Genomic DNA, 15,928 nt, shown 5'->3' on the forward strand with positions numbered 1-15,928 from the left:
CCACCACCCCCACCCCACGCGACAGCCTGTACACCCTGGACTGGCCACCTCTGCCCGCCGACACCTACCCCGCGGCCCAGGCCTCACCCACCTGGACCACCATCACCGACCTCACCCACCCCGACCTCGACAACACCCACCTCGCCATCTGGGCCCTACCCCACCCCGAAACCCCCGAGCACGACCCACTGCCACACGTGCACACCCTGACCCGCCACGTACTGACCCAACTACAACACTGGCTCACCCGCGAAGACACCCTGCAAACACACCTGGCCATCCTCACCCGCCACGCCGTAGCCACCAGCGCCCACGACCAAGCCCCCGACCCGGCCCACGCCGCGGCCTGGGCACTAATCCACACCACCCAAAACGAACACCCCGGCCGCATCACCCTGATCGACACCGACCCCACCACCGACCCTGCCGCTGATCAGGGCCTGCTGATCAATGTCCTTGCCGCCCAACCAAACCCCCCCACCGAACCCCAACTCGCACTCCGCCACGGCAACATCCACACCCCCCGCCTCATCCGAGCCAACACCGCGACGACAACATCCGGCCCCGCCTGGGATCTCGAGGGCACGGTGCTGATCACCGGTGGTAGCGGAATGCTGGCTGGAGTTTTCGCCGAGCACCTGGTCAGCACGCACGGGATACGTCATCTGCTACTGGTATCGCGCCGGGGCCCGGACGCACCCGGCGCCGACGAACTGGCGCAGCGGTTGACCGCACTTGGCGCGCACGTCACGATCAGCGCCTGCGACACCAGCAATCGCGCGGAGTTGGCGGCACTGCTCGCCCAACACCGGTTGACCGCGGTCATCCACACCGCCGGAGTGCTGGATGACGCCGTCGTCACCGAACTCACCGAAACCCAACTCGACACCGTGCTGGCCGCCAAAGCCGACACCGCCTGGCATCTGCACCAGCTGACCGCCGGCCAGGACCTGGCCGCGTTTGTCCTGTTCTCCTCGGCCGCAGCCACTTTGGGCAACGCCGGGCAAGCCAACTACGCCGCCGCCAACGCCGTCCTGGACGCCCTGGCCCACCACCGCCACCATCACCAACTACCGGCCACCAGCCTGGCGTGGGGCTACTGGCAAAGCACCTCCGGGATGACCGCCCACCTCAGTCAGCTCGACCAAGCCCGCATCGGCCGCGCCAGCCTGACCCCGATCACCACCGAACACGGCATCGCCCTATTCGACGCCGCGCTGGCCCACCAGCAACCCGCCCTGGTCCTGGCCCCGCTCAATCTGCGCGCACTGGACCGTTCGGGCCGCACCGGCACCTTGCCCCCGATCCTTTCCGCACTGACCATCACGCGCCCGCAGGCCGCCACCGCAAGTCCGCACACCCTGGCCAGCCAACTCGCTACCCAAACGCCCGACCAGCAACGACAGACGCTGACCGCGCTGGTCGTGGCCACCACCGCCACCGTGCTGGCCCACCCCGACCCCGCCGCCCTCGATCCGCACCGGCCCTTCAAAGACCTCGGCATCGACTCGCTCACCGCACTCGAACTTCGCAACGCCTTGACCCAACACACCGGCCTGACGCTGCCTCCTGGCCTGATCTTCGACCATCCGACCCCCGCCGCGGTGGCCAACGACCTCCACCAACAACTCGGCGGCGGCCAGACCGGATCCGGCGAATCCGGCGAATCCGGCGAATCCGGCGAATCCGGCGAATCCGGCGAATCCGGCGATGCAAAGCTCGGCGTAGCCGACCAGGAAACTCTGCAGCGCACCCTTGGGTCGATCCCGATCAGCAAGCTCCATGACGCGGGAGTACTGGACCAGCTTTTTGCCTTGGCCGATACCGGCGCGACAGGACAAGCCGATCAGAATACGCTCAAGGATTTCAACGACTTCCTAAGTCTGCGAGAACCGATCGCGGTGGTGGGCATGGCCTGTCGCTACCCCGGTGGGCTGAATTCGCCAGAGGACCTATGGAGTGCGGTCGCCGAGGGCCGTGATCTGGTGTCGGGCTGGCCAACCGATCGCGGCTGGGGCACCGACAGTAATGCCCATGTCCGTTTTGGTGGCTTTGTGTCCGGCGCCGCCGACTTTGATGCGGCATTCTTCGGAATCAGCCGGCCCGAAGCCTTGACTATGGACCCGCAGCAGCGATTGGCGCTGGAGTGTGTTTGGGAGGTGTTGGAACGAGCGGGGATTGACCCGTCGACGCTGCGTGGAAGCGATACCGGGGTCTTTCTTGGCATGATGCCCAACACCCGCGTGAGCACAGATACCGGAATCCCAGATGACGGCTTGCCCTTCGTGGTAACCGGCCACGCGCCCAGTGTGGCTGCCGGACGGATTTCCTATTTCCTGGGCCTCGAGGGGCCAACCCTTGTGCTCGACACCGCGTGTTCATCGTCATCGGTAGCGATTCACGAAGCCGTGAAGGCCTTGCGGCTGGGTGAGTGTTCGTTGGCAATGGCCGGCGGGGTGACGGTGATGACAACTGCTGACGTTTTTGTCGAGCGTTCGGGCCAGCAGACGCTGGCTCCGGACGGACGCTGCAAGTCATTCTCGGCGGATGCCGACGGCATCGGATGGGCTGAGGGTGTGGGGATGCTGCTGTTGGAGCGGCTTTCCGAGGCACGGGCGAACGGTCACCAGGTATTGGCGCTAGTGCGGGGCTCGGCGGTTAACCACGACGGCGCGTCCAACGGCCTGACGACGCCGAACGGATTGGCTCAGCAGCGGGTGATCCGGCAGGCACTGCTGAACGCTGACGTGGATGCGGCCTCGGTGGACATGGTGGAGGCGCATGGCACCGGCACGATGTTGGGCGATCTGATCGAGGCGGGCGCGCTGATGGCGACATACGGGCGCAACCGGCCGCCAGGCCGGCCGTTGTGGCTCGGTTCGCTGAAGTCGAATGTCGGCCATACTTCGGCCGCGGCCGGCGTTGGCGGAGTTATCAAGACGATCGAGGCGATGCACCATGAGGTCATCCCGCCGACATTGCACGCGGAGGAACCCGCGCCATTTGTCGATTGGTCGTCGAAAAGCGTTTGCTTAGCGACCGCGCCCCAACCGTGGCCGCGGCGGGACGAGGCGCGTCGAGCTGGCGTGTCCGCGTTCAGCATCAGCGGCACCAACGCGCACTTGATCATCGAAGAAGCCCCGCAAGTGCCTACCGCGAATGGCACGGACGACGAGCTCGTCCCGGTTATCCCCTGGGTGGTTGCCGCGAAATCCGAAGAGGCACTGCCGATGCAGGCCGCTCGGCTGGTGACGCTGCTCGAGCAGAATTGTGACTTGCGTCCAGTCGACGTCGGGTTCTCGTTGGCCAGTTCGCGAGCGCAGTTTGAGCATCGCGCGGTTGTCGTCGGGCGGGATCGAGACGCATTGCTCGACGGCTTGCGGTCATTGGCGACGGGCGCGGCGTCATCGGCTGTAGTGCGCGGGGCAGCCGGGGTCTCCACGAAAACTGCGGCGGTATTCCCAGGCGACGGCGGGCAATTGGTGAACATCGGAAAACGGCTACATGCAAGTTTTCCGTTATACGCCAACGCATTCGACGAGGTGTGCACTTTCTTCCACACGCAGCTGGGGATGCCGCAACGGGCGACTTTGTTTGCTATCGAGGTTGCCCTATTTCGGCTCGCCGAGTCGTGGGGTTTTCGACCGGACTACGTGATGGGCCATTCCGTCGGTGAGATCACCGCCGCTTACGTGGCCGGTTTATGGTCATTGGAAGACGCGTGTGCTCTAGTCGCGGCCGAAGGCGACGTCGCGGTTTGCCAACGCCTTACATATCAACCCCCGACAATCGGGGTCATCTCGGGGCGCACCGGAAAGCATGTCGAGAGCGCTGTGCTGAGTGCGCCAGAATACTGGGTCGACCAACTGAAAAACACTGTGCCCGCTACGCATAACGTCCAGCCGCCGGGTGATGTCAACAATGTCCTGGAAATCGGCCCGGCATTGCTGCTGCAGTTTCAAGCCGACGAAACCCTATCCTTTGCAACGGGATTGGCCAGCGTGTACGTCAGCGGTACGCCAATCCGTTGGGCTGGCGCATTTGCGGGTTCGACCGCGCGGCGGGTGGATCTGCCGACCTACGCATTCCAGCGAGAACGGCTTTGGCTTGACCCTGCGGTGAACGGCAACTTGTCGCAACGCGCCCGCAGTGCTCGGCTGCCGCAGACATCGACCGTCCAGGGCAGCGGGTCAATCGAACCGGCGTGTACCGATACCGAACGAACCCTGGCCACGATCATCGAGCAGGTATTGGGCGTCCAGCACGTCGGGCGCACCGATCAGTTCCTCGCCCTCGGCGGTGACAGCATCACTTCCCTGCAATTGGCCAACCGGGTCCGGGCGGCGGGGCTGCCCCTGACCCCACAGATGGTGTTCGAACACCGCACCGTCATGGCGCTGGCCACCGCCCTGGACGAAGCTGAAACCGGTTCAGGCATCGGCACTTTCGGGCAGGACGGCGACGACGTCCGCTTCCCGCCGATGAGCATGTCCGGCTTGTCGGCCGCCGAGCTGGCGGCTTTGGCCGGCACCTACGGCCCAATCGGACCAGCCGACGTGATGATGCTCAGTCCACTGCAACAGGGACTGTTGGTGTTCACGCTGCTCAACGACACACCGTCGGATGACCCGTACGTGATGAGGCTGGCCATCGATGTGTCGGGATCTTTGGACGCTGCGTTGTTGCGCGACTGTGTGGCGGCGACGCTAGATCGCCACCGGAATGTGCTGGTCAGTTTCGTCGCCGACGGCCTGCCGCATCCGGTGCAGGTGGTGCCCTCTGAAGGGGACCTGCCATGGCGGCAGCTCAACGTCGACCCGGAGGCTTGGGCCGCTGTCGAGTCCGCTGTGGAAGCCGAAGAACAAGGGCGCGGATTCGACCTCGCACATGGTCCGGCCATCCGGTTCCTGCTACTCGAATTGCCCGATGCCCGTTGGCGATTCCACATCGCCGTGCACGCCATCGTGCTCGACGGCTGGTCACTGGCACTGTTCGTCGACGAGCTGTTCACCCTGTATGGCGCTGAGGGCAATATCGATGCCCTTGGTCCCGCACCGCGGCCCTATCGCGACTACATCGGCTGGCTGTCCCGGCGTGACCTGGCGCCGAGTGAACAGGTTTGGCGCGAGCACCTCGCCGGTTTGTCGGCGCCGACGCTGTTATCAGCTGCGGGGTCGACACCAGCCTCCGGCGAATTGCCCAAGCGCGCAAAGCTGGTGCTGGACACGGCCGCGACCACCGGCCTGGTCGACTGCGCGCGTAGCTGCGGGGTCACCGTGAACACGCTGATGCAGGTCGCCTGGGCGCTGGTGTTGTCCGCGCTGACCGGCCGCGACGACGTGGTCTTCGGGGTCGCGGTATCGGGGCGGCCCACCGAGCTGGCCGGCGTCGAATCCATGGTCGGCCTGCTTATCAACACCGTGCCGCTGCGGGTTCGGCTCGACCCCAAATCATCTGTGGCCGAGCAGTTTTCGGCCGTGCAGCAAGACGCCGCGCGGCTGCGCGAGCACGCGTACTTCAGCCATGCGTGGCTGCGCCAGCTGGCCGGGGTCGGCGAAATGTTCGACACCCTACTGGTATTCGAGAACTTCCCGTCTGATGGCCTGTTCGTCAACGACGTGCGCGCCGGCGCGGCGACTTTCCATTTGTCGGAAGCGCAGAGCCCGACGCATTTTCCGGTCACCGTCGTCGTCGAGGTGACCGGCGGGCGGTTGACGCTTCGGGTGGAAACCACCGTCAACTCGGGTGTGCTGGCCGCCCCAACTGGCCTTGACGTCACCGACCTGGCCAACCGGGTGGCACGGGTATTGGTGGCGATGGCGGCCGATCCGGCGCGGGCATTGTCGTCGATCGATGTGCTCGACGAGAGTGAGCACGCTCGCCTGGACAACTGGGGCAATCGCGTGGTGTTAACGAAGCCAGCGAGCCCGCCGTCGATTCCGGAGATGTTCGCCGCGCAGGCGCAGCGCAGCCCGGCCGCCGTTGCGCTGGTGTCCGGCGAGCGTTCGCTGAGCTACCAGGACCTCGACGAGGCCGCTAACCGGTTGGCGCACTTGCTTATTCAGCACGGCGCGGTACCCGGCACCAGCGTCGCGCTGCTGTTCACGCGCTCCCCCGAGGCGATCGTGGCGATTCTGGCGGTGCTGAAAACCGGGGCAACGTATCTGCCCATCGATCCTATGCACCCCCAGGCGCGGGTGGAGTTCATGCTGAAGGACTCCCGTCCGGTGGCCGCCGTCACCACCGCAGCCCTGCGGGAGCGGCTGGCCGGGCACGACTTCGCGGTGATCGATGTCGACGATCCGCGCATTGACGCCGGCCCCGGCACGGCGTTGCCGGCGCCCGCCCCCGACAACATCGCCTACCTGATCTACACGTCGGGCACCACCGGCACCCCGAAGGGTGTGGCAATCACCCACCAGAACGTGACCCAGCTCCTTCAGGCATCGAATGCGGGCCCGGCGTCGGCGCCGGGAAAGGTGTGGATGCAATGGTTTTCGTACGGCTTCGACACCTCGGTGTGGGAGATCTTCAGTGCGCTGGTGCACGGCGGGCGGCTGGTGGTGGTGCCCGAGTCGGTGACACGCTCGGCGACGGACCTGCACACCGCGCTGGTCGCTGAACAAGTCGAGGTGTTGATCCAAACCCCGTCGGCGGCGGCGGTGTTGTCGCCGCACGGGCTGGATTCGCTGGCGCTGATCGTCGGCGCCGAGGCTTGTCCGGCCGAGGTGGTCGACAAGTGGGCACCAGGACGATTGATGGTCAACGGCTACGGCCCGACCGAGACCACCATCACCGTGTCGACAAGCGCGCCGTTGCTGCCCGGCTCAGGGGTGCCGCCGATTGGATCGCCGGTATCTGGGGCAGCGTTTTTCGTGCTCGATGGGTGGTTGCGAATGGTGCCGGCGGGCGTGGTCGGCGAGTTGTACGTGGCGGGCCGCGGGGTGGGTTGCGGATATGTGCGCCGGCCGGGGCTGACGGCTTCGCGGTTTGTCGCATGCCCGTTCGGCGGCGCGGGAACGCGGATGTACCGCACCGGAGATCTGGTGCGGTGGCGCACCGATGGGCAGCTGGATTATGTCGGGCGCGCCGACGAGCAGGTCAAGATTCGCGGATATCGCATCGAGCTCGGCGAGGTCGCCTCCGCCCTGGCGCAGCTTCCGGGAGTGGATACCGCGGCCGTGATTGCCCGCGAGGACAGCCCCGGCAATAAGCGGCTGGTCGGCTACGTCACCGGGACGGTGGATACGCGTTGGGCGCGCGAAGCTTTGGCGGACCGGCTGCCGCCGTACATGATCCCGGCGGCGGTGGTGGTTTTGCCGTCGTTGCCGTTGACCGTCAACGGCAAACTCGACAAACGTGCCCTGCCGGCACCGGAGTACGGCGACGCGGAGCGTTACCGGGCGCCGGCGACGCCCATCGAGGAGACCATTGCCGGCATCTATGCGCGGGTGCTGGGTTTGGACCGTGTCGGCGTGGACGAGTCGTTTTTCGACTTGGGCGGGGATTCGCTGCTGGCGATGCGGATGATCGCCGCGGTCAACTCCGCCCTCGGCGCCCATCTTGTGGTGCGCGCCCTGTTCGACGCGCCGACTGTTGCCCGGTTAGCGACCCGCATCGGTGCCGGCGGCGCCGGGTCGGCGCGTGCGCCATTGGTGGCAAGCGAGCGACCGCCGGTGATTCCGCTGTCGTTCGCGCAAAGCCGGTTGTGGTTTATCGATCAGTTAGAGGGACCCTCGCCCGTCTACAACCTGGCTTGGGCATTGCGGTTGCGCGGTCGGCTGGATGTCGATGCGTTGCGCCTGGCATTGGCTGATGTGGTTGCTCGCCATGAGAGCCTGCGCACGGTTTTTGTGGCTGTCGCAGGAGTGCCGCAACAGGTGGTCATGCCCGCTGAGCGGATCGACTTCGGTTGGCAGGTAACGGATTCGACCGCGTGGGAGGAAAGCCGGTTAAGTGCAGCCATCGACGCGGCGGCACACTACAGTTTTGATTTGGCAACCGAGATCCCGTTGCGCGCGCAGCTTTTTCGGGTCGCCGACGACGAATTCGCCCTGGCGGTCGTCATCCACCACATCGCGGCGGACGGCTGGTCTTTGCGACCGCTGGTGCGCGATCTCGGTGTGGCCTATGCCAGCCGGTGTGCAGCCCAGGCTCCGGATTGGCCCAGCTTGCCGGTGCAATATGTCGACTACACATTGTGGCAGCACACCAACGAAACCAGTTCTGGCGGCGGTGCTTCGGAGACCAAAGTCGACTACTGGGTCAAAACGTTGGCGGACATGGATGAATGGCTCCAACTGCCCACCGATCGGCCCTATCCGCCGGTGGCTGATTACCGCGGCGCCACCGTCGGCGTGCAATGGTCAGCGCAGCTGCAGCAGCAGGTGGCCCGGGTGGCGCGCGAGCACGATGCCACCAGTTTCATGGTGATCCAGACCGCCCTGAGCGTGCTGTTGTCCACGATCGCGGCGACCAACGATGTCGCAGTGGGCTTCCCGGTGGCCGGTCGTGATGATCCGGCCTTGGACGAGTTGGTCGGGTTTTTCGTCAACACGTTGGTTTTGCGGGTCCAGGTGGCCGGTGTGCTGAGCTTTGCCGAGTTGCTGGCCCAAGTGCGCGAGCGCAGCCTGGAGGCGTTTGAGCATCAGGATGTGCCGTTCGAGGTGCTGGTGGACAAGCTCAATCCGCGCAGGTCGTTGACTCATCACCCGCTGATTCAGGTGATATTCGCCTGGCAAAACGACCCGCCGGCCGAGTTGGTCCTGGAGGATTTGAAAGTCGATTCCATCCCGGTGAACACCCACACCGCTCGCATGGACCTGGTTTTCTCGCTGGCGCAACGCTTTAGCGACACCGGTGAGCCCGCCGGCATCAGCGGCGCGGTGGAATACCGCACCGACGTGTTCGACGCCGCCGGCATTGCGCGGCTCGTTGAGCGGCTAGAGCACGTGCTGACGGTGATGACCTCCGACCCGGCACGACTGCTTTCGTCGGTGGACGTGCTCGATGAGGCTGAGCACGCCCGGCTGGACGAGTGGGGCAACCGGGCGGTCCTGGCGCAGCCGCCGTCCCAGGCCCCGTCAGGTTTGGCATCGCTTCCGGTGCTGTTCGCCGCGCAGGTGGCGCGCACCCCGGACGCGGTGGCGCTGAACTGCGACGCGCGCTCGTGGACATATCGCGAGCTTGACGAGGCCGCTAACCGGTTGGCGCACCTATTGGCCGCCCATGGCGCGGGCCCGAAACAGTTTGTCGCACTGCTGTTTTCCCGATCGGCCGAGGCGATCGTGGCGATCCTGGCGGTGCTGAACACCGGGGCGGCCTACCTGCCCATCGACCCGGCCCACCCGGCGGCGCGCATCGAGTTCATGCTGGCCGATGCCGCGCCGATCGTGGCGATCACCACCGCTGGACTGCGCTCCCGGCTGGACGGGTACGACCTGGCCGTCATCGACATCGCCGACCCCGCTTTGGACAGGCAACCCAGCACGGCTCCCCCGGCACCAAGCGCCGACGACATCGCCTACCTGATCTACACGTCGGGCACTACCGGTGTGCCCAAAGGGGTAGCCATCAGCCACCACAACGTCACCGCGTTACTGGCGGCCCTGGATGCCGAAATGGATTTGGCGCCGGGGTACGCCTGGACACAGTGCCATTCGTACGCATTCGACTATTCGGTGTGGGAGATCTGGGGTGCGCTACTCAGTGGCGGCCGGCTGGTGGTGATATCCGAAGACGTGGCCCGCTCACCGGACGACCTGCATGCCTTACTGGTTGCCGAAGAAGTCAGCGTCCTAAGCCAGACGCCGTCGGCGTTTTACGCGCTGGCGGCAGCCGATGCTCGGGCTACCGAGGCGGGACAGCAGCTGGCGCTTCGTGCCGTGGTGTTCGGCGGCGAGGCGCTGCAACCAGACCGTCTCGGGGCGTGGCTGCACAACCATCCGGGATCGCCGTGCCTGGACAACATGTACGGCATCACCGAGACGACGGTGCACGCATCGTTTCGGCAGATCGTGGAGAGCGACACCACCAGCGGTGCCAGCCCCATCGGGGTGCCGTTGGCGCATCTGGCATTTTTCGTGCTGGATGCATCGTTGCGTCCGGTGCCGGCCGGCGTGGCCGGTGAGTTGTATGTGGCGGGTTCTGGTCTGGCGGTGGGGTATTGGGGCCGGGCAGCCTTGACGGCGTCAAGGTTCGTGGCATGCCCGTTCGGCGGGGTTGGCGCGCGCATGTATCGCAGCGGGGACCTGGTGCGGTGGCGTCCTGACGGCCAACTGGACTACATCGGGCGCGGGGATAAGCAGGTCAAGATCCGCGGGTACCGCATCGAGCTCGGTGACGTACAGGCATCGCTGGCCGAGCTCGACGGGGTGGAGCAGGCGGTGGTGATCGCCCGCCAGGACGGGCCCGAAGACAGACGCCTGGTCGGTTATGTCACCGGGACAGCCGATCCGGTGCAGGCACGCGTCGCGTTGACGACTCGGTTGCCGGGTTACATGGTGCCCGCGGCGATTGTGGTGCTGGAAGAACTGCCGTTGACGGTCAACGGCAAACTCGACACCCACGCCCTGCCGGCCCCCTACTACGGGGACAGCGGCCGGTATCGGGAGCCGAACGGCCCGGTGGAGGAGACCATGGCCGGTATCTATGCCAAGGTTTTGGGGCTCGAGCGGGTTGGTGTCGAGGATTCATTTTTCGATCTCGGTGGCGATTCCCTGTCGGCGATGCGGGCCATTGCCGCGATCAATACGTCGTTAGACGCCGATGTTCCGGTGCGGGCGTTGTTTGAGAGGCCGACGATTGCAGGCCTCAGTCGCCGGCTGGACGGTCCAATCGACGCTGCGCCAATTGAGATATTGAAACAGGGTGACGGGATTCCGTTGTTCTGCCCTCCTCCTGGCGGAGGATTCAGCTGGCAATATCGCAATCTGGCCGCATATGTGGACGGCCCCATCATCGGCTTCCCCCTGCCATCCAACGGGGAATGGCTCGGATCAGTCCGCGAGATCGCCGCACAGTACGCCGACACGGTTCACAAGTTTTATAACGACGGCCCGTACCATTTATTGGGCTGGTCTTTTGGCGGCGTCGTCGCACATCAGGTGGCCGTAGAGTTGCAGCGGCGGGGGTGTGTGGTGCGGCGCCTGCTCGTATTGGATGCGATTCTGGCCGCAGACGTCAGCGGTGCCATCGATAAAGACTCGGAGCTGGTAAACGAAAGCGCTTTACTAATCACCCTTTTGCAGATGAATGGCATCAACGTCGGCGGCGAATCCCGAACGCTCACCTATCAACAGGCGGAACTGCTCTTGCAACGCCACGAGACGACCGAATTCCCACTCCCGCCCCAGCCGATGGTGGCGACCATGGTCGATAACATGAACTCCAGTATTCGGCTTCTTTCAAAACATGTCCCGGACGTATTCGACGGCGACATGATCATCTTCTCGGAGAAACGGGCCGACGGCTCGGCGCTACAGCCGATGTGGCGACCATACGTTGCCGGCAATATCACCGAATATCCCGTGGCTTCCACACATTTCGAAATGCTCAACCCCAAACCGCTGACATTGTTCGGCCAGCAACTCGCGTCGCATCTTCGCTAGTCAAGTGGCTTGAGATGGGCGCCCGGCGAGAGCAGGAATCGGCACGGTGGCCGCGCCTGGTGTTTCAACGGTCATCGGGCGGCAGTAGTAGCACAGGGCGGGTCCGAGTGTGGGGTACCCGCAGGCGGGACAGGTGGCAACGGTCATCGATCCCACACCCTTCTAGTCGACGTGTGTTCACTGCTTCCCCGATTCGGTAACCGGCCGGCGGGAAGGCACCCTACCCGATCACCGATGGGCCGTCGGCAACGCACACGCCGGCCGGCACTGGGACTCAAGGCAATTCGTAATCCGGCAGGTCGAAGTCATCGCGGATACCCCCGCTGAGCAGGCTGGCCAGCGGCCTGAAATTCATCGCACGCATCGCCACATTGCGTAACCACAGACCGAATCGGGTCCGGGTAGCGAAGAAGGAGATGAACCGCACCGCACCGGCTTGCTTGGCCTCGACGAAGGGACGCAGGCGAGTCTCGTACGCATCGAAGCCGCGGCGGTAGTCGGCGCCGGCGCGCACGAGTTCGCCGGCGAGCACGTAAGCCTCGGTGATCGCTAGGCCGGTACCCTCGCCGCCCAGTAGCGAGATGCACCCGGCCGCGTCGCCGATCAGCAGCACCCGGCCACGCGACCAGCGGTCCATCTGGATTTGGCTGACGACGTCGAAATACAGGTCGTCGACGTCGTCGAGTGCGGCCAGAATGTCCCGGGCCTCCCAGCCGCAGTCCCCGAACTCGTTGCGCAACTGGTCTTTTGGTGTGACGCCCGCGTTGTCGTGCGGCGCGCGGAAGATGAACAAGAACATGGTGCGGCCACCGCGCAACGCGAAGCGGCCCAGTTGCCGGCCGGGCGTGTTGTAGGTGACGTAGACCAACTCGTCGCGCGGTTTATATCCGTCGACCACGCAGGCCGCGACCTTGCAGCCGAGGTAACGCTCGAAGTCCTCCTCCGGGCCGAAGACCAGACGGCGCACGTTGGAGTGCAAGCCGTCGGCGCCGATAACCAGGTCGAACTCGCGCGGGGCGTTCTTCTCGAACGACAGCCGGACACCGTCGGCGCGCTCCTCGACGGCGGTGATGCTGTCACCGAAGATCGTTTCGACCTTGCCTTCGATGGTCGAGTAAATGGCGGCGGCCAAGTCGCCTCGGGGCAGGCTGGTGAAATCGTCGCCGAAGGTGGGGCGCAAGACGTCGACGACTACATCGGCCTTGACCTCGCCGTCGGCCCCGACGGCGCGCAGCCGTTCAATCTGGTAACCCGCGTTGCGGATCTGGTCGGCCAAGCCCATGCGTTTGGCCACCTGATAGCCCACACCCCAGAAGTCGATCACGTAGCCGCCGGTACGGAATTGCGGGGCCTGCTCGATGACCGTCGGCGTGTGGCCCGCTCTATGCAGCCAGTACGCGAGCGCCGTTCCCGCCACACCGGCACCGCTGATAGCTACTTGCACACTGCAATTGTGCCCTTCAGCATGCCTTCGCGTTACCGGCGGCTACTGGCCAATGTGCAGCGGACCGATGCCGGTCAGGTGGTCGCCGTTGAGGCCGATGCCGACGTTGTAGTTGCCGGTGTTGAACAGGCCGACGTTGCCGTTGCCGACGTTGCCGTAGTTGACCGCCGCCGCGGCCTGCGCGGCCGCGGCTTGCGCGGTGGTGCCGAAGTTGGGTACCAACGTGCTCGCCGTTGACGCCACTGCGCAGCCGCCGCCGAAGCCCCGCCGTGATAGCCGATCATCGCGGCTACGTAACCGCCGGGCCATTTGACCCGTTTGCGTGGAATGGACGGCCAGCGTGGCGGTTTCTGCCACCGGTTACCGGCCTTGGTCACCGTCGCAACTACGCAAAACATTGCTGACCTGCCTGTTCAACAAATCAGCAAGGTTCCCACATGTGTCGCTGAGCAACGTTTGCCTCAGGAGTGCAGGCCGCTCAACCGGCCCGGCAACTTTCCGGTCGGTGTTTGAGAAAGGAAACGCCAATGTCGTTTGTATCGGTATCCCCGGAAATAGTGTCAGCGGCTGCAACCGACTTGGCCGGGATCGGCTCGGCAGTCCATTCGGCTGCGCGCAGCGCATCGGCCACTACCACCCAACTGTTGTCTGCTGCCGGTGACGAGGTATCAACAGGCATCGCAGCGCTTTTCAGCGCGCACGGTCAGCAATTCCAGTCGGTCAGCGCCCAGGCGACGGCGTTTCATGACCAGTTCATGCGCACCCTGTCAACCAGTGCGAATTCCTACGCCTCCGCCGAGTCCACCAGCGTCGACCAGCTGGTGCTCAATGCACTCAACGCGCCGACCCAGCTGCTGCTGGGTCGCCCGCTGATCGGCGACGGCGCCAACGGTGCGCCCGGCCAAAACGGCGGCGCCGGCGGCCTGCTGATGGGCAATGGCGGCAACGGCGGGGCAGGGTTGCCCGGCCAGAACGGTGGAGCCGGCGGCTCGGCCGGGCTGTTCGGCAACGGCGGCCGCGGCGGGGCCGGCGGGGCGGGTGTGGCAGGCATAAACGGTGGAGCCGGCGGCGCCGGTGGAGCCGGCGGCAACGGCGGACTGTTCTCGGGCATCGGTGGTGCCGGCGCCCAGGGCGGCGTTGGACTGGCCGGCGCGCCCGGCCTGGCCGGTGGCGCCGGCGGCGACGGCGGCGCCGGCGGCAAGGGCGGCATGTGGATGGGCCAGGGCGGCGCGGGCGGTCAAGGTGGTGACGGCGGCGCCGGCGGCGCCGGCGCATCCGCGCACGCTGGCAGCAGTCTGACCGGCATCGCCGGCGGCGCGGGCGGCGCCGGCGGACACGGCGGCGCGGGCGGCGCGAACGGATTGATCAACGGCCACGCCGGCAACGGCGGGCTGGGCGGTAACGGCGGACTGGGCGCTGACGGCGGCAACGGCGCGTCCGCGGCCGGAGCAGCAGGCGGTGACGGCGGCGCAGGCGGGGCAGGCGGCACCGCGGGTGCCGGCGGCGCCGCAGGCGGCACCGGCGGGGTTACGGGCGCCGCGGGCAATGGCGGCAACGGCGGCAACGGCGGCAACGGCGCCGCCAGCGCGAACTCCACGGCCAGCGACGGAAGCATCGGCTTCGCGGGCGGAGCCGGCGGCGCCGGTGGAGCCGGCGGCAACAGCGGCGCCGGCGGCAGCAACGGCAGTGGGGGCCACGGCGGCAACGGCGCCGCCGGCGGCAACGGCGCCACCGGCGCAAGCGGAGGCGCCAACGGCGGCCACGGTGGCAACGGCGGCGACGGCGGACACGGCGGCAACGCCGGCGCCGGTGGCCAGGCCGGCACCGGCGGCACCGGTGGCAGCAACGGCAACGCGGGCAACGGGGGCACCGGCGGTAACGGCGGCACTGGCGGCGTCGGGGGTACCGGCAGTACCGGTGCGGCGGCGACGATCGGCAATCAAGGCGGCACCGGCGGCACGGGCGGCGCCGGTGGCGCGGGGGGGAACAGTGGTGCCGGCGGAACCAACGGCAGCGGCGGCCACGGCGGTGACGGCGGCATTGGTGGCACCGGCGGCAACGGCGGCACCGGCACCTCCAGCTTGGCCGGCGGCAACGGCGGCACGGGCGGCACCGGTGGCGACGCTGGTGCGGGCGGCCTGACGGGGACCGGCGGCACCGGGACCGGCGCGCTCAGTGGTCTCGTCGGCAATGGCGGTCAAGGCGGCACCGGCGGCAACGGCGGTGCGGGCGGGACCGGCGCGGATGGCACGGCGAGTAGCGACGCCGGCAATGGCACCGCGGGCGGAGCCGGTGGCACCGGCGGCAACGGCGGCAACAGCAGTAGCGGCGGCAGCAACGGCGCCGGCGGCAACGGCGGCAACGGCGGCAACGGCGGGACAGGCGGCACCGGGGCCTCCGGCATCGGTGCCGGCAAGGCCGGCGGCACCGGCGGCGACGGTGGACTAGCCGGCGCCGGGGGGCAAGCCGGTCAGGCCGGTACCGGCGCCGGGGCCAGCCTCCCGGCGAGCTTCGGTATCGGCGGCCACGGCGGCGACGGCGGCACCGGTGGCACCGGCGGGGCAGGCGACAACGCAAGTACGCCCAGCGGCAACGGCTTCGCGGGCGGCCAAGGCGGCAACGGCGGAGCCAGCGGCACGACGATCGACTTCACCGCCGGTAACGGCGGCAAGGGCGGCAACGGGGGCGCGGGCGGCGACGGCGGCGCAAACGGAACCGGCGGCACCGGCGGCCAAGGCGGCTACGGCGGCATAACCGCCGGTCTGGACGCTACGAGTCACGGCGGCGACGGCGGCACCGGCGGCCACGGCGGCGGCGGCCAAACCGGCGGCACTGGTGGTGCCGGGGGCGGCGGCGGGCAAGGATCAGCTTTCGG

The 15,928-nt window shown here is 66.9% G+C and carries 4 protein-coding genes; 2 read left to right on the forward strand and 2 right to left on the reverse strand.

Translation table 11 applies throughout. The features are described from left to right. Positions 1 to 197: 197 nt before the first annotated feature. Positions 198 to 11,609, forward strand: a complete 11,412-nt coding sequence (locus BST12_RS35015; protein ID WP_211281370.1) for a non-ribosomal peptide synthetase/type I polyketide synthase — start codon at positions 198 to 200, stop codon at positions 11,607 to 11,609. Between the two features lie 274 nt (positions 11,610 to 11,883). Here the strand turns inward: BST12_RS35015 and BST12_RS26725 are convergent, their stop codons facing one another. Together BST12_RS26725 and BST12_RS31245 are read right to left on the reverse strand one after the other, a co-directional pair. After that, on the reverse strand, positions 11,884 to 13,053 hold the full coding sequence (locus tag BST12_RS26725; RefSeq protein WP_083116226.1) for an FAD-binding domain: 1,170 nt from the start codon (positions 13,051 to 13,053) through the stop codon (positions 11,884 to 11,886). 42 nt (positions 13,054 to 13,095) lie between these two features. Next, entirely contained in the window at positions 13,096 to 13,410 is a 315-nt protein-coding gene (locus BST12_RS31245) for a hypothetical protein (protein WP_139801967.1), read from the reverse strand. A 170-nt stretch (positions 13,411 to 13,580) separates the two neighbouring features. Between BST12_RS31245 and BST12_RS26735 the strand changes: the two genes are divergently transcribed. Continuing rightward, the coding region (locus tag BST12_RS26735) for a PE family protein (protein ID WP_139801968.1) at positions 13,581 to 15,928 on the forward strand (2,348 nt) is incomplete at its 3' end.

This window comes from Mycobacterium angelicum (assembly GCF_002086155.1).
Lineage (GTDB): Bacteria > Actinomycetota > Actinomycetes > Mycobacteriales > Mycobacteriaceae > Mycobacterium > Mycobacterium angelicum.